The organism is Comamonas sp. AG1104, assembly GCF_003350425.1.
GTDB classification, from domain to species: Bacteria; Pseudomonadota; Gammaproteobacteria; order Burkholderiales; family Burkholderiaceae_C; genus Comamonas; species Comamonas testosteroni.
Map to the genome: position 1 here is coordinate 263,548 of NZ_QQAS01000001.1, position 22,868 is coordinate 286,415.

22 protein-coding genes are annotated in these 22,868 nt (G+C 61.4%); 19 read left to right on the top strand and 3 right to left on the bottom strand.

Going from position 1 to position 22,868, the window contains the following annotated elements; genetic code table 11:
- Positions 1–18 precede the first annotated feature (18 nt).
- The 3 genes from rbfA to typA are packed head-to-tail and all read left to right on the top strand — an operon-like array spanning position 19 to position 3,216.
- Positions 19–396 carry a 30S ribosome-binding factor RbfA gene (gene rbfA, locus DFO48_RS01185; RefSeq protein WP_003080483.1) on the top strand — a complete coding sequence of 126 codons (378 nt, stop codon included), beginning with the start codon at positions 19–21 and terminating at the stop codon, positions 394–396.
- Positions 397–400: 4 nt separating this feature from the next.
- The gene (truB, locus tag DFO48_RS01190; RefSeq protein WP_003080481.1) at positions 401–1,393 is read left to right on the top strand and encodes a tRNA pseudouridine(55) synthase TruB; all 993 of its coding nucleotides are present in this window, start codon (positions 401–403) and stop codon (positions 1,391–1,393) included.
- Positions 1,390–3,216, top strand: coding sequence for a translational GTPase TypA (gene typA / locus DFO48_RS01195; RefSeq protein WP_003080479.1), 1,827 nt, complete (start codon positions 1,390–1,392; stop codon positions 3,214–3,216). Before truB ends, typA begins: the two co-directional genes overlap by 4 nt.
- A 384-nt stretch (positions 3,217–3,600) precedes the next feature.
- On the opposite strand, the gene DFO48_RS01200 is transcribed toward typA, so the two are convergent.
- Positions 3,601–3,906 carry a c-type cytochrome gene (locus DFO48_RS01200; protein ID WP_034350048.1) on the bottom strand — a complete coding sequence of 102 codons (306 nt, stop codon included), beginning with the start codon at positions 3,904–3,906 and terminating at the stop codon, positions 3,601–3,603.
- Between the two features lie 113 nt (positions 3,907–4,019).
- Here DFO48_RS01200 and DFO48_RS01205 point away from each other — a divergent pair, with 113 nt between their 5' ends.
- The 7 genes from DFO48_RS01205 (at position 4,020) to DFO48_RS01235 (ending at position 12,795) form a co-directional block, all read left to right on the top strand.
- Positions 4,020–4,259: a TIGR04438 family Trp-rich protein gene (locus tag DFO48_RS01205; RefSeq protein ID WP_003080475.1), complete on the top strand. Its 240-nt coding sequence runs from the start codon at positions 4,020–4,022 to the stop codon at positions 4,257–4,259.
- A gap of 140 nt (positions 4,260–4,399) precedes the next feature.
- Positions 4,400–6,259, top strand: a complete 1,860-nt coding sequence (gene ilvD / locus DFO48_RS01210; protein WP_114862299.1) for a dihydroxy-acid dehydratase — start codon at positions 4,400–4,402, stop codon at positions 6,257–6,259.
- Between the two features lie 124 nt (positions 6,260–6,383).
- A complete protein-coding gene (locus DFO48_RS01215) occupies positions 6,384–7,391 on the top strand; it encodes a tripartite tricarboxylate transporter substrate binding protein (protein ID WP_114862677.1) in 1,008 nt (335 codons plus the stop codon).
- A 145-nt stretch (positions 7,392–7,536) separates the two neighbouring features.
- Entirely contained in the window at positions 7,537–8,379 is an 843-nt protein-coding gene (lgt, locus tag DFO48_RS01220) for a prolipoprotein diacylglyceryl transferase (protein WP_003080469.1), read from the top strand.
- 155 nt (positions 8,380–8,534) lie between these two features.
- Positions 8,535–9,950, top strand: coding sequence for a malonyl-CoA decarboxylase (locus tag DFO48_RS01225; RefSeq protein ID WP_003080467.1), 1,416 nt, complete (start codon positions 8,535–8,537; stop codon positions 9,948–9,950).
- A gap of 112 nt (positions 9,951–10,062) precedes the next feature.
- Entirely contained in the window at positions 10,063–11,079 is a 1,017-nt protein-coding gene (locus DFO48_RS01230; RefSeq protein ID WP_114862300.1) for a tripartite tricarboxylate transporter substrate binding protein, read from the top strand.
- A gap of 162 nt (positions 11,080–11,241) precedes the next feature.
- A complete protein-coding gene (locus DFO48_RS01235; protein ID WP_034350043.1) occupies positions 11,242–12,795 on the top strand; it encodes a malonyl-CoA synthase in 1,554 nt (517 codons plus the stop codon).
- Positions 12,796–13,108: 313 nt separating this feature from the next.
- Here the strand turns inward: DFO48_RS01235 and DFO48_RS01240 are convergent, their stop codons facing one another.
- Positions 13,109–13,552, bottom strand: a complete 444-nt coding sequence (locus DFO48_RS01240; RefSeq protein ID WP_003080460.1) for a universal stress protein — start codon at positions 13,550–13,552, stop codon at positions 13,109–13,111.
- Between the two features lie 188 nt (positions 13,553–13,740).
- On the opposite strand from DFO48_RS01240, the gene DFO48_RS01245 reads away from it, so the two are divergent.
- The 9 genes from DFO48_RS01245 (at position 13,741) to DFO48_RS01285 (ending at position 21,983) form a co-directional block, all read left to right on the top strand.
- Entirely contained in the window at positions 13,741–16,122 is a 2,382-nt protein-coding gene (locus DFO48_RS01245) for a cation-translocating P-type ATPase (RefSeq protein ID WP_114862301.1), read from the top strand.
- Entirely contained in the window at positions 16,122–16,259 is a 138-nt protein-coding gene (gene ccoS / locus DFO48_RS01250) for a cbb3-type cytochrome oxidase assembly protein CcoS (RefSeq protein ID WP_003056328.1), read from the top strand. Before DFO48_RS01245 ends, ccoS begins: the two co-directional genes overlap by 1 nt.
- A gap of 63 nt (positions 16,260–16,322) precedes the next feature.
- Entirely contained in the window at positions 16,323–17,759 is a 1,437-nt protein-coding gene (gene ccoN, locus DFO48_RS01255; RefSeq protein ID WP_034349987.1) for a cytochrome-c oxidase, cbb3-type subunit I, read from the top strand.
- A 19-nt stretch (positions 17,760–17,778) separates the two neighbouring features.
- Positions 17,779–18,411, top strand: coding sequence for a cytochrome-c oxidase, cbb3-type subunit II (gene ccoO / locus DFO48_RS01260; protein ID WP_003080453.1), 633 nt, complete (start codon positions 17,779–17,781; stop codon positions 18,409–18,411).
- Between the two features lie 17 nt (positions 18,412–18,428).
- Positions 18,429–18,566 (top strand): CcoQ/FixQ family Cbb3-type cytochrome c oxidase assembly chaperone, encoded by a 138-nt coding sequence (locus tag DFO48_RS01265; RefSeq protein ID WP_003063128.1) that lies wholly within the window; start codon positions 18,429–18,431, stop codon positions 18,564–18,566.
- A gap of 27 nt (positions 18,567–18,593) precedes the next feature.
- Positions 18,594–19,505: a cytochrome-c oxidase, cbb3-type subunit III gene (ccoP, locus tag DFO48_RS01270; RefSeq protein WP_003080451.1), complete on the top strand. Its 912-nt coding sequence runs from the start codon at positions 18,594–18,596 to the stop codon at positions 19,503–19,505.
- A gap of 82 nt (positions 19,506–19,587) precedes the next feature.
- On the top strand, positions 19,588–21,030 hold the full coding sequence (ccoG, locus tag DFO48_RS01275) for a cytochrome c oxidase accessory protein CcoG (protein WP_034349985.1): 1,443 nt from the start codon (positions 19,588–19,590) through the stop codon (positions 21,028–21,030).
- A 126-nt stretch (positions 21,031–21,156) separates the two neighbouring features.
- A complete protein-coding gene (locus DFO48_RS01280) occupies positions 21,157–21,462 on the top strand; it encodes a FixH family protein (RefSeq protein ID WP_003080438.1) in 306 nt (101 codons plus the stop codon).
- A 257-nt stretch (positions 21,463–21,719) separates the two neighbouring features.
- Positions 21,720–21,983: a hypothetical protein gene (locus DFO48_RS01285; RefSeq protein ID WP_053282663.1), complete on the top strand. Its 264-nt coding sequence runs from the start codon at positions 21,720–21,722 to the stop codon at positions 21,981–21,983.
- A 63-nt stretch (positions 21,984–22,046) separates the two neighbouring features.
- Here the strand turns inward: DFO48_RS01285 and fnr are convergent, their stop codons facing one another.
- Complete coding sequence (gene fnr / locus DFO48_RS01290; protein WP_034350040.1) at positions 22,047–22,769, bottom strand: fumarate/nitrate reduction transcriptional regulator Fnr; 723 nt, start codon at positions 22,767–22,769, stop codon at positions 22,047–22,049.
- Between the last annotated feature and the right edge of the window lie 99 nt (positions 22,770–22,868).

Here is a 22,868-nt window from a genome sequence, read left to right on the forward strand (position 1 = left end):
ATAGCTCCTTTTTTATTCATGGCAACCAAACGCAAATCTGCTGCACCCAACCGCAGCTTCAAAGTTTCCGACCAGATCCAGCGTGATCTGTCGGAGCTGATCGCCCGCGAGTTGAAGGACCCGCGCGTCGGCATGGTCACGCTGCAAGGCGTGGAGGTGACTCCTGACTATGCCCACGCCAAGGTGTTCTTCAGCGTGCTCGTCGGCGATCCCGAAGTGACGCTGGCTGCACTCAATCAGGCCGCAGGCTTTCTGCGCAACGGCCTGTTCAAGCGTCTGCACATTCATACCGTGCCCACGCTGCATTTCGTCTACGACCGCACTACAGAGCGTGCTGCCGACATGAACGCCTTGATCGCCAAGGCTGTGGCGTCGCGCGGACCCGAAGAGGAATAAGCACATGAACGCCCCTCGCACCCGGGTGCAGCGGCGCCCTGTGCATGGGGTGTTGCTGCTTGATAAACCGCTGGGCTGGTCCAGCAACGATATCTTGCAGAAGGTCAAGTGGCTGCTGCGCGCCGAAAAGGCCGGGCATACAGGCACGCTTGATCCGCTGGCCAGTGGCGTGCTGCCGCTGTGTTTCGGCGCTGCCACCAAATTCAGTCAGCTTCAGCTCGAAGCCGAGAAAACCTACGAAGCCATTGCCCGCCTGGGCCAGACCACGACCACGGCCGATGCCGAGGGCGATGTGGTGCTGGAGCGTGCCGTCGACCTGGCAGCCATCACGCCCGAGCGCCTGGCGCAGGTGCAGGCCCAGTTCACGGGCGACATCAAGCAGGTGCCGCCCATGCACAGTGCGCTGAAGAAGGACGGCAAGGCACTCTATGAATACGCCCGTGCGGGCGTGGAAGTGGAGCGCCCCGCACGCGATGTCACGATTCATGCATTGGATCTGACGCTGGTGCAGGACGATCAGGGGCATCCGGCCGTCAAGATGAGAGTGACCTGCAGCAAGGGCACTTACATCCGCACATTGGGCGAAGACGTGGGCGAGGCCCTGGGCTGTGGCGCCCATTTGCGTTTTTTGCGCCGTGTGGAAACCGGCGGTCTTGAAGTGTCGCGCTGCGTGACGCTGCAGGCGCTGGAAGCCATGAACGATGAAGAGCGCATCGCGCAGGTCCAGCCTGTGGATACCCTGCTGCATCGTCATGCCGTCGTCACCTTGGGTGAACAGGATGCAGGACGCTTTCTATCAGGCTTGCGCCGTCGAGGGTCTTGGGCTGATGCCCCGGCCGTGGCGGTGTATGGTGAGCGCCCGCATGCCCTTTTAGGGGTAGGCCGTGTGGCGAGCGGGGAGTTGATCCCCGAGCGCCTGCTCAGTCCGCTAGAAATTCAACAAATTTTGGAAGGAACGCCGCGTCCACAAGCAAGCGGCATTTTGGAAACATTATGAGCAAACAAATCCGCAACATTGCGATCATCGCGCACGTTGACCACGGTAAGACCACCATGGTGGACCAGCTGCTGCGCCAGTCCGGCACTTTTGCCGAGCACGAAAAAGTCGTCGACACCGTGATGGACAACCATGCCATCGAACGTGAGCGCGGCATCACCATTCTGGCCAAGAACTGCGCCGTGTCCTGGAAGGACACCCACATCAACATTCTCGACACGCCCGGTCACGCGGACTTCGGCGGCGAAGTGGAACGCGCCCTGTCCATGGTCGACGGCGTGGTGCTGCTGATCGACGCGCAAGAGGGCCCCATGCCCCAGACGCGCTTCGTGACCAAGAAGGCTCTGGCCCTGGGCCTGCGCCCCATCGTGGTGGTGAACAAGGTGGACAAGCCCGGTGCCAACCCCGACAAGGTGATCAACGCCGCTTTCGACCTGTTCGACAAGCTGGGCGCCACCGACGAGCAGCTGGACTTCCCCGTGGTCTACGCCTCCGGCATCAACGGCTGGTCGTCCAAGGAAGAGGGCGAGCCCGGTGCCAAGTGGGGTGAGGACATGTCCGCCCTGTTCGACACCATCCTGGATCACGTGCCTTCCGTGCAGGGCGACGCCAGCGCTCCCCTGCAGCTGCAGGTCTCCGCTCTGGACTACTCCACCTTCGTGGGTCGTATCGGCGTGGGCCGTATCACCCAGGGCACGCTCAAGCCCGGTCAGCAAGTGGCTGTGATGGCCGGTCCTGACGGCAAGAGCTACAGCGGCAAGATCAACCAGGTGCATACCTTCCAGGGTATCGATCGCGTGCAGGCCACCGAAGCCGGTCCTTCCGAGATCGTGCTGATCAGCGGTATCGAAAACATCGGTATCGGCGAGACCGTCACCGACCCGGTCAATCCCCAGCCTCTGCCCATGCTGAAGATTGACGAGCCCACCCTGACCATGAACTTCTGCGTGAACACCTCGCCCCTGGCAGGTCGTGAAGGCAAGTTCGTGACCAGCCGCCAGATCTGGGACCGTCTGCAAAAGGAACTGCGCTCCAACGTGGCTCTGCGCGTCAAGGAAACCGACGAAGACGGTATCTTTGAAGTCTCCGGCCGTGGTGAACTGCACCTGACCATTTTGCTGGAAGAAATGCGCCGCGAAGGCTACGAGCTGGCCGTCTCCAAGCCCCGCGTCGTGATGCAGATGATCGACGGCGAAAAGCACGAGCCTATCGAGCTGGTGACTGCCGACATCGAAGAAGGCCACCAGGGCGGCGTGATGCAGGCACTGGGCGAGCGCAAGGGCGAGCTGGTGAACATGGAACCCGATGGCCGCGGTCGCGTCCGTCTGGAATACCGTATTCCTGCCCGTGGCCTGATCGGTTTCACCAACGAATTCCTGAACCTGACACGTGGTTCCGGCCTGATTGCCAACATCTTCGACAGCTACGAACCCCATAAGGGCGACATCGGCGGCCGCAAGAACGGCGTGCTGATCTCCATGGACGACGGTGAAATCTTCACCTACGCCTTGGGCAAGCTGGACGACCGTGGCCGCATGTTCGTGAAGGCCGGCGACCCCGTGTACGAAGGCATGATCATCGGTATCCACAGCCGCGACAACGACCTGGTGGTGAACGCCACGCGTACCAAGCAGCTGACCAACTTCCGCGTCAGCGGCAAGGAAGATGCAATCAAGATCACGCCTCCCATCGACCTGTCGCTGGAATACGGTGTGGAATTCATCGAAGACGACGAGCTGCTGGAAATCACCCCCACCAGCCTGCGCGTGCGCAAGCGTCACCTGAAGGAGCACGATCGCAAGCGTGCTTCGCGTGATGCGTAATTCACAAGCCCAGGCTGTGAATCCAAAAAAAGGCCCTTAGGGGCCTTTTTTATGGCACGTCTGCTGCTGGGCGGGCTGCTCATCTGCCTGGCTTGATACATCGCAACCGCTGCGGTATCGATTCGTCGCCATGCGAGCAATGGGCAGAGTTGCTGCCGAGTTGTTGCCGGACTGCTGCCGAGTTTCAGCCGGGCTGTGGCAGTCAAGTGCTGCAGATGCTGACCTCACGGGTGCGGAGCGAAGTCTGGACGTCTGGCGCCGCAGCGCTGATGCAAGAGCAGGGGGAGGCGCTGAGTCGCGGGGGCGTCAGAAACAAAAAAACCGCATGGCAGCCATGCGGTTTTTGAGAACGGCCTTGTCTCGCGCCGTTGAGAAGCAGTCGATTTACTTCTGCGCCAGAATCCAGGCCACCAGCTTCTTGGCATCGGCGTCGTTCACCTGGGGATTGGCGGGCATGGGCACGGGGCCCCACACGCCGGAGCCGCCCTTGATGACTTTGGCAGCCAGCTTGTCTGCTGCATCCTTTTGGCCTGCATACTTGGCGGCCACATCCTTGAATGCGGGACCAACCAGCTTCTTGTCAACGGCGTGGCAGGCCATGCAGTTCTTGGACTGCGCCAGGGCCTGATCGGCCATGGCAGGGGCCACGGCAGCGGCGGAAAGGGCGAAAGCGATCAGAAATTGCTTCATCATGAGTTCCCAGGGTGCGGGGTTAAAGTTGATCTTTTAGCGCATTGTAGTGCTTGGGTTGTGTACTCTCCAGTGCACTCTGTGTTTTGGAAAATCAGTAAAAAAGGGGATGTATGTATCTGTTAGGTTTGGCGATCGTGTTGTCGCTGCTCAAGCTTGCGCAGATCGGGCCTGTCGCAGGCTGGAGCTGGTGGCCGATTCTGGGTATTTATGGCGCGGCTGCCGCCTGGTGGGCCTGGGCCGATGCTTCCGGCTATACCAAGCGCAAGGCCATGGAGAAGATGGACCAGCGCAAGAAAGAGCGTATCGAGCGTCAGAAGCAGGCCATGGCACCGGGCCAGCGACGTCGTTGAGCAGCGAATCAGACATCGTGATTGACGATGTCTTGCGATTGTTTTGCCTGACAGCCCGCCATGGGCTAGGCATCGCTGCCTTGCAGTGCTGGGCCATAATCCAAAGAATCATTTCCCGATAACGTCTTATAGCGAACCCCATGCCCGCATACCGTTCCAAAACCTCCACTGGCGGCCGCAACATGGCCGGTGCGCGCGCCCTGTGGCGTGCCACCGGCATGAAAGATGGCGATTTTGACAAGCCCATCATTGCGATTGCCAATTCCTTCACCCAGTTCGTGCCCGGCCATGTGCATCTGAAGGATCTGGGGCAACTGGTCGCGCGCGAGATCGAGGCGGCCGGCGGTGTGGCCAAGGAGTTCAACACCATCGCCGTGGACGATGGCATCGCCATGGGCCATGATGGCATGCTGTATTCGCTGCCCAGTCGCGACCTGATCGCGGACTCGGTCGAATACATGGTCAATGCCCATTGCGCCGATGCGCTGGTGTGCATCTCCAACTGCGACAAGATCACCCCCGGCATGCTGATGGCCGCGATGCGCCTGAACATTCCGGTGATCTTTGTTTCCGGCGGCCCCATGGAAGCCGGCAAGACCAAGTTGGCCAACCCCGAAACCAAGACCATCGAGTTCAAGAAGCTGGACCTGGTGGATGCCATGGTGATCGCGGCCGATCAGCGCTATTCCGACGCCGAAGTGGCCGAGGTGGAGCGCTCCGCCTGTCCGACCTGCGGTTCCTGCTCGGGCATGTTCACCGCCAATTCGATGAACTGCCTGACCGAAGCGCTGGGCCTGTCCCTGCCTGGCAACGGCACCGTGGTGGCCACGCATGCGGATCGCGAAGAGCTGTTCCTGCGCGCCGGCCGCCGTATCGTCGAGCTGGCCCGCGACTATTACGAGAACGACAACGACAGCGTGCTGCCACGCTCCGTGGGCTTCAAGGCGTTCGAGAACTGCATCACGCTGGACATCGCCATGGGTGGCTCCACCAATACCATCCTGCACCTGCTGGCCATCGCCCAGGAAGCGGGTATCGACTTCACCATGGCCGACATCGACCGCCTCTCGCGCGTCGTGCCCCAGCTGTGCAAGGTGGCGCCCAACACGCCCAAGTACCACATCGAAGACGTGCACCGCGCCGGCGGCATCATGGCCATCCTGGGCGAGCTGGACCGCGCCGGCAAGCTGCACACCGACGTGCCCACGGTGCATGCCAAGACCATGAAGGATGCGCTGGAGCAGTGGGACATCATGCGCACGCAGGACGAGTCCGTGCGTCACTTCTACATGGCCGGCCCGGCCGGCATTCCCACGCAGGTGGCGTTCAGCCAGAACACCCGCTGGCCCAGCCTGGACCTGGACCGTGCCGAAGGCTGCATCCGCAGCTACGAGCACGCTTTCAGCAAGGAAGGCGGCCTGGCCGTGCTGCGCGGCAATATTGCGCTGGACGGCTGCGTGGTGAAGTCCGCAGGTGTGGACGAATCGATCCTGGTGTTCGAAGGTCCGGCCCATGTGGTCGAGTCGCAGGACGAGGCCGTTGCCAACATCCTGGCCGACAAGGTCAAGGCCGGCGACGTGGTCATAGTGCGCTACGAAGGCCCCAAGGGCGGCCCCGGCATGCAGGAGATGCTCTATCCCACCAGCTACATCAAGTCCAAGGGGCTGGGCAAGGCCTGCGCGCTGCTGACGGATGGCCGCTTCTCGGGCGGTACCTCCGGTCTGTCCATCGGTCACTGCTCTCCCGAGGCGGCAGCCGGCGGCGCGATCGGTCTGGTGCAGAACGGCGACATCATCCGCATCGACATTCCCAACCGAAGCATCAACATGCTGGTCAGCGACGAAGAGCTGGCCCGCCGCCGTGAAGCGCAGAATGCCAAGGGCTGGAAGCCTGCCCAGGCGCGTCCCCGCAAGATCTCGGCGGCCCTCAAGGCCTATGCCAAGCTGGTGACCAGCGCCGACACCGGCGCCGTGCGCGATCTGTCTTTGCTGGACGACTGAACGATCGCCGTTACGTTTGTTTCGTCATTTCGTCAGCGTGGACTCCCATGCTGACGGACAATCCCACAGCCGCTCGATGCAAGTCGCGCGGCTGTTTTTATTGTCTTGCCAGAAAGTGATCTCCATGTCTTTCGCTGTTCGCCCCTCCTTCTTGTCGAAGACCGCAGGGCTGCTGGCCTTGCTGGGGGCATTGACGGCGCAGGCTGCAGAAGGGCGTTATCCGCAGCGTCCCGTGCGTCTGGTGGTTCCTTTCACACCCGGAGGCTCCACCGATATCGTGGCGCGACTGGTTGCCGATGCCATGCACACGACGCTCGGTCAGCCCGTGGTGGTCGACAACCGCTCCGGCGCCAGCGGCTTCATCGGGGCCGAGGCCGTGGCCAATGCCGCGCCTGACGGCTACACGATCGGCCTGGGCACCATTAGCACGCTGGTGGTCAATCCCATCATGCTGCCCCAGTCGGCACGCATAGACCCTGCCAAGGCCTTTGTACCGGTGGTTGCACTGGCGTCCATTCCGTCGGTGTTCTCCGTGCATCCCAATATGGGTGTGCAGAACTACGCCCAGTTCCTCACTCTTGCGCGCAGCAAGCCGGGTCAGTTCAATATCGGATCGGCCGGAGTCGGCTCCATCGGGCATCTGATTGCCGAGCGCCTCAATGCCGATCTCAAGCTCAAGCTGCACCACATTCCCTACAAGGGGCAGGGGCCGGTGATCAGTGGCGCGTTGTCGGGCGAGACCCAGGTGCTCAGCGATCAATATCCCTCGTCGGCTGCGCATGTGGCTGCGGGCCGCCTGGTTGCGTTCGCCGTGGCCGCACAGGAGCGCTTGCCGGCCCTGCCGCAGGTGCCCACGTTCAGGGAGTTGGGTCACCCTGCGCTCAACGGTCTGGCCATCACCTGGTTCGGTATCGTTGCTCCGGCAGGAACGCCGCAGGCCGTCGTGACCAGGCTCAACGGCGCTGCCAACGCGGCCCTGCAGGAGCCTGCCGTACAGGAGCGGCTGCAGGCCATGGGCGTGCATGTCTTGGGCGGCACACCGCAGCGATTGAGCACCATGATGGATGAGACCGCCAGGGTCGTGCGCCAGACCGTGCGCGAGCAGGGTCTGGCGGTGGACAAGCCGCATTGACGCTTCGCATGGGGCTTCCGGTGCCGGATGCCGCAGTCATCCAGGCCGCGGCTTGGCGCCTCTGAGGTCTTTGAATCGAGGAATGAGGCCTTGCCGCGTTCTCGGTGCATGCAGTTTTGCAGAAACGTCATCGGCCTGCGGCACAATGCCTGACATGCTGATGTATCCGCACATTGATCCTGTAGCCGTGCAGATTGGCCCGCTGGCCGTGCACTGGTATGGCATAACCTATCTGGTGGCCTTTGGTCTGTTCCTGTTTCTGGGCACGCGCCGACTGCACCACCCTCCATTCAAATACATGACGGGCGAGCGTGCTTGGGCGCGCAAGGATGTGGAGGATATTCTCTTCCTCGGCGTGCTGGGCGTGGTCGTGGGCGGGCGCATCGGCTACTGCCTGTTCTACAAGCCTGGCTACTACCTCTCGCATCCGCTGGAGATTCTTGCCGTCTGGCAGGGCGGCATGAGCTTTCACGGCGGCCTGCTGGGCGTAATCGGCTCCATGATCTGGTTTGCGCGCTCGCGCAAGCGCAACTGGCTGGAAGTCGCAGATTTTGTGGCGCCCTGCGTGCCCACGGGGCTGGCTGCGGGCCGGATCGGCAACTTCATCAACGGCGAACTCTGGGGGCGTTTTGCGAGTGCCGATCTGCCCTGGGCCATGGTGTTTCCGCAAAGCGGCTCCATGCTGCCGCGTCATCCCTCGCAGATCTATCAGTTTCTGATGGAAGGGCTGCTGCTGTTCATCATTCTGTGGCTGTACGCGCGCAAGGAGCGCAAGCCCGGCCAGGTCGCGGCGGTATTTCTGATCGGCTATGGGGCCTTCCGCTTCATTGCAGAGTACTTCCGCGAGCCCGACGACTTCCTGGGCATTCTGTCTCTGGGCATGAGCATGGGGCAGTGGCTGTGCATTCCCATGATCGTGGCCGGTGTGCTCATGTGGGTGTGGTGCGGCAAGCGCCAGGCCTACGCGGTTCAGCGAACCACGGCCTGAAGGCCAGATTCTGAAAAACGCAGACCTCGGTCTGCGTTTTTTATGGTGCGGTGTGCGAGGCAGAAAAACTGCACATAATGGCTGAAAGCGTTACTGCAATTGCGGTATCTGCTTCTTCAATGAGAGCATGATGGTGCTGGAACAAGGAGATGCATATGGGGTGGGCAGCCGAGTGGATTGAGCAAACCAAGCTGTGGGTGCGCGGGGCTGAGGGCGAGAAGGGCGATGGCCAGCATCGCCCGCTGGCGCAACGCCTGGAGGCCACCTTGCGTCGCGGGGAGGAGGCGCTGTCGCCGCGCGAGCTGCGTCGCTTGCTGCAGGACATGCAGCAGGTGGCCGATACCGCGCTCAGTGACGTGGAAGGCGGCCGTCACGCGCAGGTGCTGATGGACTGGTATGGCAAGGCCGATCTGGCTGCACGCAAGGACTTCTGGTTGCTGGCGATCGAAAAGTTCGGCCCCGATGCCAAGGCCTTGCAGGCGGCCCGCGAGCGCTACGACAAGGCGGGCAGCGATGTAGAGCGCGGCGAGGCCGAGATGAGTCTGCGCCGTGCCCTGGTTTCATCGCGCACGCGGCTGCTGCAGCGTTTTGCCCAGCCCAGGGGCGGCATGGGCTTTTTGGTCGATATGCGTGCCGAACTGCTGGCCTTGCCCAAGGCCGAGCAGCACTATGTGGCGCTGGACGCCGAGCTGGAGCATCTGTTTTCCAGCTGGTTCGATGTGGCCTTGCTGGAGCTCAGAAGCCTGAATTGGGATTCGCCCGCATCGCTGCTGGAGAAGCTGATCAAGTACGAGGCAGTGCACGATATCCGCAGCTGGGCCGATCTGAAAAATCGCCTCGACAGCGACCGCCGCTGTTATGGGTTCTTTCACCCGCGCATGCCCAATGTGCCGCTGATCTTTGTGGAGGTGGCACTGCTGGACAAGATGGCAGGCAGCATGGCGCCGCTGCTGGACGAGGCCGCAGCGGCCGCCGATCTGGCCAAGGCCAATACCGCCATCTTCTATTCCATCAGCAACACCCAGACCGGACTCAAGGGCGTGAGCTTCGGCGATTCGCTGATCAAGCATGTGGTGGAGACGCTCACGCAGGAGTTCCCCAAGCTCAAGCAGTTCGCCACGCTGTCGCCCATTCCGGGACTGCGCAGCTGGCTGAGCAAGAACGGCGATGCAGCGCTGGCGGAGCTGGACGACAAGCAAAAGGCAGCTCTGGAAAAAGTCGCTGGCGGAGTGAGCGCTGCGCAATTGCTGGCTGCGCTGGACGACCCCGGCTCGCTGCCGGAAAAGTCGGTGGTGCGTCAGGCTGCCATGTTTTGCGCTGCGCGCTATCTGGGTCGGGAAACTGCCAAGGGGCGTCCGCTGGATGCCGTGGCACGCTTTCACCTTGGCAACGGTGCGCGCGTGGAGCGCCTGAACTGGGCGGCAGACCTGTCGTCCAAGGGGCTCAAGCAATCCATGGGGCTGATGGTCAACTATCTGTATGACCTCAAGCGCCTGGACAAGCACCGCAGCCTGTTGGCGCAGAGCAAGATTCCCGTTTCCTCGGAGATCGAATCGCTGTGCAAGGGTTGAGTGCATCGCGACTCGCGCTGCGCCCGGCCTGAGCCGGCTTTTGCTGCTGCGTCTTCCAACCACAAGCCTGGCTGCGGCGATGTTGCTGACCAGGCGCGCAGAGGAGATATAGATGCAGGATTCTTGGGCAAAGAGCGTGGGTTTGCAGCGGCGCACGCTGCTGGGGTCGGCGGGGGCGCTGCTGGCGGCTGGGGCATCGGGCTGGACGGGCATGGCCCAGGCATCGGAGTGGCCGAGCAGGCCTGTCAATTTGATCGTGCCTTTTCCTGCCGGTGGCGGCACCGACACCTTTGCCAGACCGTTCTCTGCCCAGTTCGCCAAGACCTCGGGCAAGACCCTGGTGATAGACAACCGCGGTGGCGCGGGCGGCACGCTGGGTGCCAGCATTGCGGCCAAGGCCGCACCTGACGGCTACAACTTCTTCATGGGCGGCACCCACCATGTGATTGCGCCCTCGGTCTATCCCAAGCTCGAATACGATCTGGAGCGCGACTTCATCCCGCTGGCGCTGCTGGCCAGCGTGCCGCAGGTCGTAGTGGTCAATCCCAAGAAGGTGACTCATGCCAGCTTGCAGGCTCTTGTGCAGGACCTACGTGCCAACCCCGGCAAGTACAACTATGCCTCGGCAGGGCCGGGTTCCTCGCACCACCTGGCAGGTGAGCTGTTCAAGCTGCAGACCAAGACCCAGATCACCCATATTCCTTACAAGGGCGCAGGCCCTGCGCTGCAGGACCTGATCGCCGGCAATGTGGACATGCTGTTCGACGGCCTGGGCTCATCGGCCCAGCATATCAAGGGCGGCCGCATCAAGGCCTTGATGGTGGCGGGCGCCAAGCGCAACCCCGCCTTCCCCGATGTGCCCAGCGCCGCCGAGTGCGGCCTGCCGGACTTCACCGTCACCACCTGGTATGGACTGTGGGCCCCCAGGGGCACGCCTGCTGCCGTGCAGCAGCAGATGCTGGACGAGGTGCGCAAGATCGGAGCCGCCGAGGACATCAAGGCTGCCTGGGCCAAGAACGGCGCCGATTACGGCCAGCTGAGCCAGCCGCAGTTTGCTGCCATGGTGCAAAGCGAGATCCAGCGCTGGGCCCATGTGGTCAAGGCGGCGAATGTGAAGATTGACTCCTGAGCCCGCTGGCTGCCTTGCGGGGCGGCCTTTGCTCGCATCCCATTTGAAGAAGTGCGTTTTTTCAGTGCCTGGCGCCACCGGCCAGGCCAGGGCCGGGCCTATGATGGCCATGGACCTTTTGCTTTCACCGTTTCCGAGTTCGACAGCATCACGATGACCGACATGCCTCAAGCCAATCTTTTCAGCGCGCTGCGCGCTGCGTTTCCTGCGGATCTGACGAAAATCGCCGTGGAGGCCATCGAGCCCGATGGCTCCAGCCTCTACTACACCTGGGCCGATCTGGAGCAGGGCAGTGCACGCATGGCCAATTTGCTGGCCTCTCTGGATCTGCCCGAGGGCAGCCGCATTGCGGTGCAGGTGGAAAAGTCGGTCGAAGCCATGATGCTCTACCTGGCCACGCTGCGCAGCGGCCATGTGTTCCTGCCGCTGAACACGGCCTACCAGAGCGCAGAGATGGAGTACTTCATCACCAATGCCGAGCCGGCCGTGGTGGTCTGCGCACCCGGCTGTTTCGGCTGGGTGTCCAAGATTGCATTCAACCACGGCGTGGGCCATGTCTACACCCTGGGTACCGACCGCACGGGCAGCTTGCTGGAGCGCGCGGCCCACCACAGCGACGAGCACCAGGTCGTTGCGCGCCGCGCCGACGATCTGGCGGCGATTCTCTACACCAGCGGCACCACGGGGCGCAGCAAGGGCGCCATGCTCAGCCACGGCAATCTGCTGAGCAATGCGGCCATGCTCAAGGTGTACTGGGGCTGGCAGGAAGGCGATGTGCTGATTCACGCGCTGCCCATCTTCCATGTGCATGGCCTGTTTGTCGCCATTCACGGGGCGCTGCTCAACGGCAGTCCCATGATCTGGTTTGCCCGCTTCGAGCCCGAGGCCGTCATGGCGCGCTTCAAGGACGCGACCGTCTTCATGGGGGTGCCGACCCTTTATGTGCGCATGCTGGCCGACGCCCGGCTGGACCGCGACATGGCCGCGCACATGCGTCTGTTCATCTCGGGCTCGGCCCCCATGCTGATCGAGACCTTCCGCGCCTGGAAGACGCGTACCGGTCACACCATCCTTGAGCGCTATGGCATGAGCGAGACCATCATGCTGACCTCCAACCCCTATCAGGCTGATGCGCGCTATGGCAACGAGGCCGAGCGCCGTGGCGCAACCGTGGGCTTTCCCCTGCCTGGCGTGGGCGTACGCATTCATGGCGACGACGGCAAGGCCCTGCCCGCAGGCGAGATCGGCAATATCGAGGTGCAGGGCCCTAATGTCTTCAAGGGCTACTGGCGCATGCCGGAGAAGACGGCAGAGGAGTTCACGGCCGACGGCTGGTTCAAGACCGGCGATGTGGGTCTGCAGGATGAGCGCGGCTATTTCAGCATCGTGGGGCGCAGCAAGGACTTGATCATCTCGGGCGGCTACAACGTCTATCCGGCCGAGGTGGAGGGCTTCATCAACGATCTGCCTGGCGTGGACGAAAGCGCACTGGTTGGAGTGCCGCACCCGGACTTTGGCGAGGTCGGCGTTGCCGTCATCGTGCCGCGCAAGGGTGCGCAGCTCGATGGGCTGAAGATTCTGGAGTCGCTCAAGGCCAGGCTGGCCAACTTCAAGGTGCCCAAGCGCTGCTATGTGGTGGACAGCCTGCCGCGCAACACCATGGGCAAGGTTCAGAAGAAGCTGCTGCGCGATCAGTATCAGCAGGAGTTCTCCTGAACCTGCTGCCGAGTGTCTCCAGCTGGACGCCAAGCGTTGGTTTTTGGCTGCACTATTGGCTGCGTTTCAGGCGCTTGTCTTTTGACTTGACTCCTGAAAAGTGAGCTGTTCACGCAGCTTGCAAGGCAGATTCAGCATCGAATCGACCCATAAATAAAGCAGCTTGTACGCAAGCTGCTTTTAATTTGTGAGTGGCAAACGGCGACCCCTGAGCAGCCTGTGTCACTGGATATCAGGGGGCAAGATCGGCCAGGGGCGCCCGGCGAGGTCCGTCCCGTCATTGGAAGCCGCGAAGCGGCTCAAGGGGAGCCAGTCAGCGCAGCACCAGCACCGGCACGGGTGAGTGCGTCAGCACATGCTGGGTTTCGCTGCCCAGCAGCAGGCGCTGCAGGCCCTTGCGACCGTGCGAAGCCATGACGATCAGGTCGCAGTCATGCTTTTTGGCCATTTCCACAATCGACTCGGCCACCAGGTCGGAGTGGGCGATTTCGGTCGTGACATTGACCTTGCGCTCATGGCCAAAGGCTTTGACGCCGTTCAGCAGGGTCTGGGCCTGATTGGTCCATTGCTCCTCAACGCGCTTGGCTTCCTTGATGTCCAGCAAGTCGCTGCCTTCCAGATAGCTGCGCGGATAGTGCGAGACAACCTTGAGCGCAATCACGCTGGCGCCGCACAAAGCGGCCAGATCCAGGCCTGCATGCACAGCCTTGTCCGAGAGTTCGGTGCCGTCGGTAGCAATCAAAATGCGGTTGTACATAGCTTTCTCCTTAGGTTGCAGGTGTTGTAAATACAAGCATATGTCGATTGGGCAGTTAACGGTTGATTAATGTCAAGGTGGGTATCATCTGGCGTAGTTACGCTTGAAACATGTCCCAACACACTACTGTCCAGCCTTCCGCGGCAGAGCATGCTGTTGCTGACACCGGTTCCCTGAACTTGTCCCAGATGCACAGTCATCTGCTGGACGATCCGCAAGAATGGAGCTCGTTTGGTCGCCCCGCCGGCCAGAGCCCCAAGGCCCCAATCTCCGAGAACGCAACCGAGTCCCCGGTGTGGGATTCCTTCGTGGTTTTGGAGGGCATGCACTGTGCTGCGTGCGCGCTGACCATCGAGGAGGCGCTTCGGGCCGTCCCCGGAGTGCAGGCAGCCGAAGTCAGTGCCGCAACGCGCCGAGCCCGTGTCGAGTGGCGTCCTGCCCAGGTGCTTCCATCGCAATGGATGGAGGCCGTATCGCGTGCCGGCTATCGGGCCTTGCCCGCGCGCGATGCGTTCGCGCGCGAGCTGCGCCAGGCCGAGACGCGCCGTGCCCTGTGGCGCTGGCTGGTGGCCGGCCTGTGCATGATGCAGGTGATGATGTATGCATGGCCGGCCTACACGGCGCGGCCCGGCGACCTGTCGCTGGAGATGGAGACCTTGCTGCGCTGGGCCTCCTGGGTGATTTCTCTGCCTGTGGTGCTGTTTTGCTGCGGCCCCTTCTTCAAGAGCGCGCTCAAGGACATCAGCCAGCGCCGCGTGAGCATGGACCTGCCCGTGGCCATTGGCATGCTGATCACCTTTGTCATCAGCACGCTGGGCACTTTCGATCCCTCCGGTCCCTTCGGTCACGAAGTCTTCTTCGACTCGCTGACCATGTTTGTCTTTTTCCTGCTCACGGGTCGCTGGCTGGAGCTGCGCCTGCGCGACCGCACGGCCGGTGCATTGGAGGCCGTGATGAACCGGCTGCCGGATTCGGTGCTGCGTCAGCAGCCCGACTCGGGCGAGTTCGAGCGTGTGGCCACGCGCCGCCTGCGTGTGGGTGATGTGGTGCGTGTGCTCACGGGCGAAGCTTTCCCCGCAGACGGCCGGATTCTGCGCGGCACCACCCATGCCGATGAGGCGCTTTTGACTGGCGAATCCACGCCTGTTTTGCGCGCACAAGGCGATGCCGTCACCGCTGGCAGCTACAACCTGGACAGTGTTGTCGATATGAGGGTGGACAGCGTGGGTGAGGGCACCCGCTTTGCGCAGATCGTGAATCTGATGGAAAGCGCTTCGCTGCAAAAGCCCACTCTGGCCCAGCTGGCCGACAAGGTGGCCCGGCCTTTCCTTGTCGTGGTGCTGCTGGCGGCGCTGGCTGCCGCCATCTGGTGGTGGCCCACCGACCCGGGCAAGGCCATGATGGTGGCCGTGGCGGTGCTCATCGTCACCTGCCCCTGTGCGCTTTCGCTGGCCACGCCCGTGGCCATGCTGACGGCGGCTGGCACCCTGGCGCGCAGCGGCGTGCTGGTGCGCAATCTGCAGGGGCTGGAGGCGCTGGCCGCTGTGGATACGCTGGTGTTCGACAAGACCGGAACGCTGACGCGCGACGGCCTGGTGCTGCGTGCGCTGACACCTGCTGAAGGTCAGGGCACGGATGAGCTGCTGGCGCTGGCCGCCTTGCTGGCGCGTCAGTCCATGCATCCCGCTTCCAGGGCCCTGGCGCAGGCAGCCGAGGTGGCCGAACTGCCTGCCAGCGCGTGGCTGCTGGACTCCGTACAGGAAGTTGCTGGCAGCGGCCTCGATGTCTGGGTGCAGGCGCGCAGCAATACCGCTTTGCGCCGCCACCTTCGCCTGGGCTCGGCCGCGCATTGCGGCGTGCCCGAGTTGGCACCGCATGAGCCGGGTCAGAGCGTGATGCTGGCCGAGGAATCGAAAAGTGGCTGGCGGCCCCTGGCGCAGTTCCATCTGAGCGAGGACGTGCGCCCCGAAGCGGCCCAGGTCATTGCCGACCTCAGGCAGCAAGGTGTGGCGGTGCAACTGCTCTCGGGAGACCGTTCTGCAGCGGTGCAAACCGTGGCCGCCAAGCTGGGCATAGAGCAGGCGCAGGGCGATTGCCAACCGCAGGACAAGCTGGCAGCCATGCAGGCGGCACAGGCTGCAGGGCATAAGGTTGCCATGGTGGGCGACGGCCTGAATGACGGCCCAGTTTTAGCCGGAGCGCATGTCTCTTTTGCTTTTGGTAGAGCAGTGCCGCTGGCACAATCGCGAGCAGACTTCGTGGTACTGGGAGACAGCCTGGAGTTAGTGTTGCAAAGCCTGTTGCTGGCCCGACGGACCCTGTCCGTGGTGCGCCAGAACCTGGGCTGGGCAGCAGCCTATAACGCGATCTCTATTCCTCTGGCCCTTGTGGGCTGGATGCCTGCCTGGCTGGCAGGGCTCGGCATGGCGCTGAGCTCCTTGCTGGTCGTCGCCAACGCAGCCCGTCTTGCACGTGCGTTGCCGCTGCAGGCTGTAGATAGCAACGCGTCCGCCCCCGCGCACCTTGCGCCGCGGGGCACCGTCATGCCACTGACTCAAGGAGGCCATTGATGGATATTTTGTATGTATTGATTCCGCTGTCGGTTGTTCTGGTCATGGCCATTGTGGCTGCCCTGTGGTGGGCCGTGTACCGGGGCCAGTTCGAGAGCGTGGAACAAGAAGGCGAGCGCATTCTTCGCGACGATTGATGTGGCTCAACGAGCCCGACCAGAAACCAATGAACACTTTGCAAGATATCTAAGAGGTGCCCGATGGAAGCAACAAATAACAATGCTGTCTATTACGACGACACCGTCGTAAGACAGTTCTCTATCATGGCTGTGGTATGGGGGGTGGTAGGTATGGCGGTGGGCGTGTTTATCGCGTCCCAGCTGGCCTGGCCGGAACTCAACTTCGGCATTCCCTGGCTGAGCTACGGACGTCTGCGTCCGCTGCATACCAATGCCGTGATCTTCGCTTTTGGTGGCTCGGCGCTGTTCGCGACCAGCTACTACGTGGTGCAACGCACCTGCCAGACCAAGCTGTTCATGCCCAAGCTGGCCAGCCTGACCTTCTGGGCCTGGCAACTGGTTATCGTCGGCGCTGCCATCAGCCTGCCTCTGGGTTATACCCAGGGCAAGGAATACGCCGAGCTGGAATGGCCTCTGGACCTGCTGATCGCAGTGACCTGGGTGTCCTACGCCATCGTGTTCTTCGGCACTATCGGCATCCGCAAGGTCAAGCACATCTATGTGGCAAACTGGTTCTTCGGCGCCTTTATCCTGGCCGTGGCCCTGCTGCACATCGTCAACAATATTTCCATCCCCGCCGGCTGGATGAAGAGCTACTCGGCTTACGCCGGCGTGCAGGATGCGATGGTTCAGTGGTGGTACGGGCACAACGCCGTGGGCTTCTTCCTGACCGCCGGCTTCCTGGGCATGATGTATTACTTCATCCCCAAGCAGGCGGGTCGTCCCGTGTACTCGTATCGCCTGTCGATCGTGCACTTCTGGGCGCTGATCTTCACGTATATGTGGGCGGGTCCTCACCACCTGCACTACACCGCTTTGCCTGACTGGACTCAGTCCGTGGGCATGGTGTTCTCGCTGATCCTGCTGGCTCCCAGCTGGGGCGGCATGATCAACGGCATCATGACGCTGTCGGGTGCCTGGCACAAGCTGCGCGACGATCCCATCCTGCGTTTCCTGATCGTGTCCCTGTCGTTCTACGGCATGTCCACCTTCGAAGGCCCGATGATGGCCATCAAGACCGTGAACGCGCTGAGCCACTACACCGATTGGACCGTGGGTCACGTGCACTCCGGCGCGCTGGGCTGGGTGGGTCTGATCACCATGGGCTCTCTGTACTACCTGATCCCCCGTCTGTTCGGCCGCGAGAAGATGCACTCCGTGCCCGCAATCGAGCTGCACTTCTGGATGGCGACCATCGGCATCGTGCTGTACATCGCCGCAATGTGGATTGCCGGTGTGATGCAGGGCCTGATGTGGCGCGCTGTCAACCCCGACGGCACGCTGACCTACACCTTCGTGGAAAGCGTGAAGGCGACCTATCCCTTCTATGTGATTCGCGTGACTGGCGGTCTGCTGTATCTGGGCGGCATGCTGGTGATGGCATGGAACACCTGGAAGACCGCAGTGGCCGGCCGTTCCGTCAAGGTGGCAGTGCCTGCCGTGGTGGCTCACGCCTGAGCATTGAGGAGCAAAAGCAATGTCTGATCAAAATAACGCAGCTCCCAAGAGCTTTTCGCACGAGAAGATCGAGACCAGCAACTTTTTGCTGATCGCGCTGACGCTGTTCGTGCTGACCATTGGTGGCCTGGTGGAAATCGTGCCGCTGTTCTTCCAGAAGTCCACGACCGAAGCCGTGGCGGGTCTCAAGCCCTACACGCCGTTGCAGCTGATGGGGCGCGACGTCTATCTGCGCGAGGGTTGCTACAACTGCCACTCGCAGATGATCCGTCCCTTCCGCGCCGAGACCATGCGCTACGGCCACTACTCGGTGGCTGGCGAGTTCGTGTACGACCACCCCTTCCAGTGGGGTTCCAAGCGTACCGGCCCCGACCTGCATCGCGTGGGCGGCAAGTACAGCGACGAATGGCATCGCATCCACCTGAACAACCCGCGTGACGTGGTGCCCGAGTCCAACATGCCTGCCTACCCCTGGCTGGAAGCCAACAAGGTGGAAGACACGGCCGTGGCAACGCGCATGAGCGCGCTGCGCAAGGTGGGTGTCCCGTACACCGATGCGGAAATCGCCGGTGCTCAGGCCGAGGTCAAGGACAAGACAGAGATGGAGGCAGTGATTGCCTATCTGCAGGTCCTTGGTCGCGCTGTCAAGTAAGAGAGAAAGGGCTGGAAATGGATATCACCACCATGCGTATCGTGGCCACGCTGGCATCGCTGGCGTGTTTCGTGGGCATCTGGTGGTGGGCGTATGCCCGCCGCAACCAGGCCCGTTTTGACGAGGCAGCTCAGGTTCCATTCCTGGAAGACTGAGTCTGATCACCACAACGAGAACATCCCATGAGCGATTTCATTAACAATTTCTGGTCGGTGTATGTCGCGGCGATTACGCTGATCGGCATCTTTGGCTGCTTGCTGCTGCTGATTCTGGTGGCCAGCAAGAAGGTCGTTCCCTCGGGCGACAACACCACGGGCCACGTCTGGGACGAAGACCTGCGTGAACTCAACAACCCCATGCCCAAGTGGTGGATGGGTCTGTTCGTGATCACCGTGGTTTTCAGCCTGGGCTATCTTGTGGTCTACCCAGGTCTGGGTGGCTTCAGCGGCAAGCTGGACTGGAGCCAGACCGGCGCCTACGACAAGGAAATGGCCAAGGCCAAGGCGGACCTGGAGCCCCTGTATGCCAAGTTCACCAGCATGCCTACCGAAGAAATGGCCAAGGACCCTCAGGCCATGGCTATTGGCGAGCGTCTGTTCATGAACAACTGTGCCCAATGCCACGGCTCTGACGCTCGCGGCAGCAAGTCCTTCCCGAATCTGGCGGACGGTGACTGGTTGCATGGTGGATCTCCCGAAAAGATCAGGGAGACCATCACCAACGGCCGTATCGGCATGATGCCGCCCATGGCGGCAGCCGTGGGCTCGGCGGAAGATGTGCGCAATGTGGCGCACTATGTGCTGAGCCTTTCGGGCAGCCCTCACGATGCCGTCAAGGCTTCGCAAGGCAAGTCCAAGTTCGTGGCCTGTGCGGCTTGTCACGGCATGGACGGCAAGGGCAACCCTGCACTGGGAGCGCCTAACCTGACCGATGACATCTGGCTGCATGGCTGGGGTGAGGCGGCAATCGTCAACATTGTCAACAACGGCAAGCACAATGAGATGCCTGCCCAGAAAGAGAAGTTGACGGAGGCTCAAATTGCCGTGTTGGCTTCCTATGTCTGGAGTCTTTCGAATACGCAAAACCAGAAGTAATGCGTTCTTAAAAGGCGGTGCTCTGGCACCGCCTTTTTCGCGTTTCAATTTTCAGTAATTACAAAAATATTAAGGAACTGCGATGCCGTGCGATCAGGGAAAGCCCCGAAAAGTCATACCGATCACGCCTGAGCCTCACGAGGGCGGGCCTGAGTTGGTGCCGATGTTCGCTTCCGAGCAAAAAGTGTACTCACGCTCTATTAGCGGCGTGTTCTCACGGTGGCGCTGGGCCATGGTGTTTCTGACCCAGATCGTCTTCTACGGCCTGCCCTGGCTGCAGTGGGGCGAGCGCCAGATGGTGTTGTTCGATCTGGGAGCCCGGCGCTTCTATCTGTTCGGACTGGTGCTGTATCCGCAGGACTTCATCTATCTGACGGGGCTGCTGATCATCAGCGCGCTGGGGCTGTTCCTGTTTACCGCCGTGGCCGGGCGTCTGTGGTGTGGCTTCTCCTGTCCGCAGACGGTCTACACCGAGATCTTCATGTGGATCGAAAGCAAGGTCGAAGGCGATCGCAGTGCCCGCATGCGTATCGACAAGAACGGCTGGACTTTGGAGAAGATCTGGAAAAAGTCGCTCAAGCAGTTTCTCTGGATCGTTCTGTCTCTCTGGACAGGCTTCACCTTTGTCGGCTACTTCGTGCCCATCCGTGAATTGGGTGTGGAGTTGATGGCCTTCCAGGGCAACTGGCAGATTTTCTGGGTGGCGTTCTACGGCTTCGCCACCTACGGCAATGCTGGCTATATGCGCGAGCAGGTCTGCAAGTACATGTGTCCCTATGCACGCTTTCAGAGTGCCATGTTCGACAAGGACACCATGATCGTCAGCTACGACGCCGAACGTGGCGAAGCTCGTGGTCCGCGCAAGAAGGACGTTGACTACAAGGCTCAGGGTCTGGGGGACTGCATAGATTGCAAGCTTTGCGTTCAGGTCTGCCCCGTGGGCATCGATATCCGCAAAGGGCTGCAGTACGAGTGCATTGGCTGCGGTCTGTGCATCGATGCCTGCAACTCCGTGATGGACAAGATGGAGTATCCGCGCGGCCTGATCCGGCTGACCACTCAGAATGCCGTGGCCAAGGCCTGGAAGCAGGTGCAGGTGATCCGCCGCATTTTCCGCCCCCGTGTGTTGATCTACTCGGCCGTGCTGGTGGCCCTGAGCGCCGCCATGATCGCCAGTCTGGTGCTGCGCGAGCCGCTCAAGGTCGACGTGATTCGCGACCGTGCTGCGCTTTCGCGCATCGTGGCGGGAGGCAAGCTGGAGAACGTCTACCGTCTGCAGATCATGAACGCCACCGAGTCCGAGCAGCACTACCGTATCAGCGCCGTGGGCCTGGAGAATCTGGAAGTCGCATCCGAGCAGGAAGTGACCGTTGGCCCTGCCGAGACGCGCGGCATTGCGGTGCGGCTGCAGATTCCGTATGGCTCAGCAGCTCCCGGCTCGCACCCCGTACACTTCAATGTGGATGCAGTGACTGCCGGAGCAGGGCGTATTTCCGAGAAGACGGTATTCCTGGTGCCGCGTTAATGCCAGGTCTTGCCGGTCTTCGTGGGCCATCACGGAGGCCGGACAAGGACACTGCCAATCGGCAGCAATCTATGCCACCTTGCCATATGTGCCTGGGTGGCCAGAATTTTGGAAAGAGGTTTCATCATGTCGGCAGCACAAGCCAAGGTCTCGCAAACGGCCAAGATCATCCACCCCGAGGACGGCAAGCCGTGGTGGAAGTTTGCCCATGTCTGGCTCATCATCGCCGGCCCTGTGATCGTGGTGATTGCCGGCTTTGTCACCGCATACATCGCACTGAGCAGGCCCGATCCCGTGATTGACCCTGACTACTACCGCCATGGCATGGAAATCAACCAGCGCCTGAGCGAAAGTGAAAAAAGCATGGCCCCTGCAGTCACCGGCCGCAATCATGCGGCCACTCCAGCCAAGGATCATCCGCTGGATCGCTGAGCGCTCCGGCGCTTGCTCCGCCAAGGTCGCTTTTGCGGCCTTTTTTGTTCCCGATATCAAAATCAGAGCGTGCTGCGCATGCTCTGTCTAACGTTGATGCAGCAATAAATGGTTTTTTGTTATTAGGAAGGCGCAGGGTGCTACTGAAAAGAGAGTAATTCAGGGTTTCCCGCCACGGTGCATGCCCGCAGTCCTGCATGAATGGTCACCACTGTTGTGCAAAATATGACCAAGCCCACAGCCCAAGGAGAATCAGGATGGATGCTCGACGCTGGATGTGGATTGTCTGGCCGGCCTTTCTGGCGGCGGCAATCATGGAGATGGTGGTTTTTGCCTTTGTGGACCCGCTGGATGTGCACTGGCTGGGCTCCCCTCTGGACTGGTCGCGCCAGGCCATCTATACGGTCGCTTTTTTTGCCTTCTGGGTCGTGACCCTGATGGGAGGTGCGATGACGGTGATGCTGGGGCGCTCCGTCAGCGATCTCAATGGCGGCATTGTTTCCGAGCCTCTGCCCGAGTAATTCGCCCAGACAAAAAAGCCCGCTGTCCGCGGGCTTTGTCTTGAGTGCATCTGCTGACTCGGTTCAGCTCTGGCATTGCTGGCTGTTGACGATGCGTTTGAGCGCCTCGGTATCCAGAATGCGCAGGTGGCGCTGCTTGACTTCGATGATGCCTTCCTCGGCGAACTTGGAGAAGGTGCGACTCACGGTTTCCAGCTTGAGGCCCAGATAGCTGCCGATTTCTTCACGCGTCATGCGCAGCACCAGCTCCGACTTCGAAAAGCCGCGTGCCGACAGACGCTGGACCAGGTTCAGCACAAAGGCCGCCAGGCGCTCTTCTGCGCGCATGCTGCCCAGCAGCAGCATCACGCCATGCTCGCGCACGATTTCGCGGCTCATGACCTTGTGCACGTGGTTCTGCAGGGCCGTGACCTCGCGCGAGAGCTGCTCCAGTTTGTCAAACGGCATGACACAGACCTCGGCGTCTTCAAGGGCCACGGCATCGCAAGTGTGGTGGTCGTTGACGATGCCGTCCAGACCAATGATTTCGCCCGCCATCTGAAAGCCTGTGACCTGATCGCGTCCGTCTTCGGTGGCCACGCTGGTCTTGAAGAAGCCGGTTCGAATGGCATACAGGGAAGTGAACTCTTCGCCATTGCGAAACAGCAGCCCGCCGCGCTTGATTTTGCGGCGCGTGGCCACAATCTCGTCAATGCGCTCCATTTGTTCATCGTCCAGGCCCATGGGCATGCACAGTTCACGCAGATTGCAGTTGGAGCAGGATGCTTTGATGGTCTGAAGATTCATGGGCTTTTTGCAACCGCGCAGACAGGCACAGAGTGGAGAGTCGCGCTGGTCATTGACCTCGTGGTTGAAGATGAGATGGATCAAATTGTCGCAGCACTT

Coding starts and splice junctions, on each gene's coding strand:
- DFO48_RS01285 (WP_053282663.1), top strand. CDS start 21,720: ATGGATGCTCGACGCTGGATGTGGATTGTCTGGCCGGCCTTTCTGGCG.
- rbfA (WP_003080483.1), top strand. CDS start 19: ATGGCAACCAAACGCAAATCTGCTGCACCCAACCGCAGCTTCAAAGTT.
- DFO48_RS01215 (WP_114862677.1), top strand. CDS start 6,384: ATGTCTTTCGCTGTTCGCCCCTCCTTCTTGTCGAAGACCGCAGGGCTG.
- fnr (WP_034350040.1), bottom strand. CDS start 22,769: ATGAATCTTCAGACCATCAAAGCATCCTGCTCCAACTGCAATCTGCGT.
- ccoP (WP_003080451.1), top strand. CDS start 18,594: ATGAGCGATTTCATTAACAATTTCTGGTCGGTGTATGTCGCGGCGATT.
- DFO48_RS01280 (WP_003080438.1), top strand. CDS start 21,157: ATGTCGGCAGCACAAGCCAAGGTCTCGCAAACGGCCAAGATCATCCAC.
- typA (WP_003080479.1), top strand. CDS start 1,390: ATGAGCAAACAAATCCGCAACATTGCGATCATCGCGCACGTTGACCAC.
- ilvD (WP_114862299.1), top strand. CDS start 4,400: ATGCCCGCATACCGTTCCAAAACCTCCACTGGCGGCCGCAACATGGCC.
- DFO48_RS01265 (WP_003063128.1), top strand. CDS start 18,429: ATGGATATCACCACCATGCGTATCGTGGCCACGCTGGCATCGCTGGCG.
- DFO48_RS01230 (WP_114862300.1), top strand. CDS start 10,063: ATGCAGGATTCTTGGGCAAAGAGCGTGGGTTTGCAGCGGCGCACGCTG.
- ccoG (WP_034349985.1), top strand. CDS start 19,588: ATGCCGTGCGATCAGGGAAAGCCCCGAAAAGTCATACCGATCACGCCT.
- ccoO (WP_003080453.1), top strand. CDS start 17,779: ATGTCTGATCAAAATAACGCAGCTCCCAAGAGCTTTTCGCACGAGAAG.
- DFO48_RS01245 (WP_114862301.1), top strand. CDS start 13,741: ATGCACAGTCATCTGCTGGACGATCCGCAAGAATGGAGCTCGTTTGGT.
- truB (WP_003080481.1), top strand. CDS start 401: ATGAACGCCCCTCGCACCCGGGTGCAGCGGCGCCCTGTGCATGGGGTG.
- ccoS (WP_003056328.1), top strand. CDS start 16,122: ATGGATATTTTGTATGTATTGATTCCGCTGTCGGTTGTTCTGGTCATG.
- DFO48_RS01225 (WP_003080467.1), top strand. CDS start 8,535: ATGGGGTGGGCAGCCGAGTGGATTGAGCAAACCAAGCTGTGGGTGCGC.
- ccoN (WP_034349987.1), top strand. CDS start 16,323: ATGGAAGCAACAAATAACAATGCTGTCTATTACGACGACACCGTCGTA.
- DFO48_RS01235 (WP_034350043.1), top strand. CDS start 11,242: ATGCCTCAAGCCAATCTTTTCAGCGCGCTGCGCGCTGCGTTTCCTGCG.
- lgt (WP_003080469.1), top strand. CDS start 7,537: ATGCCTGACATGCTGATGTATCCGCACATTGATCCTGTAGCCGTGCAG.
- DFO48_RS01240 (WP_003080460.1), bottom strand. CDS start 13,552: ATGTACAACCGCATTTTGATTGCTACCGACGGCACCGAACTCTCGGAC.
- DFO48_RS01205 (WP_003080475.1), top strand. CDS start 4,020: ATGTATCTGTTAGGTTTGGCGATCGTGTTGTCGCTGCTCAAGCTTGCG.
- DFO48_RS01200 (WP_034350048.1), bottom strand. CDS start 3,906: ATGAAGCAATTTCTGATCGCTTTCGCCCTTTCCGCCGCTGCCGTGGCC.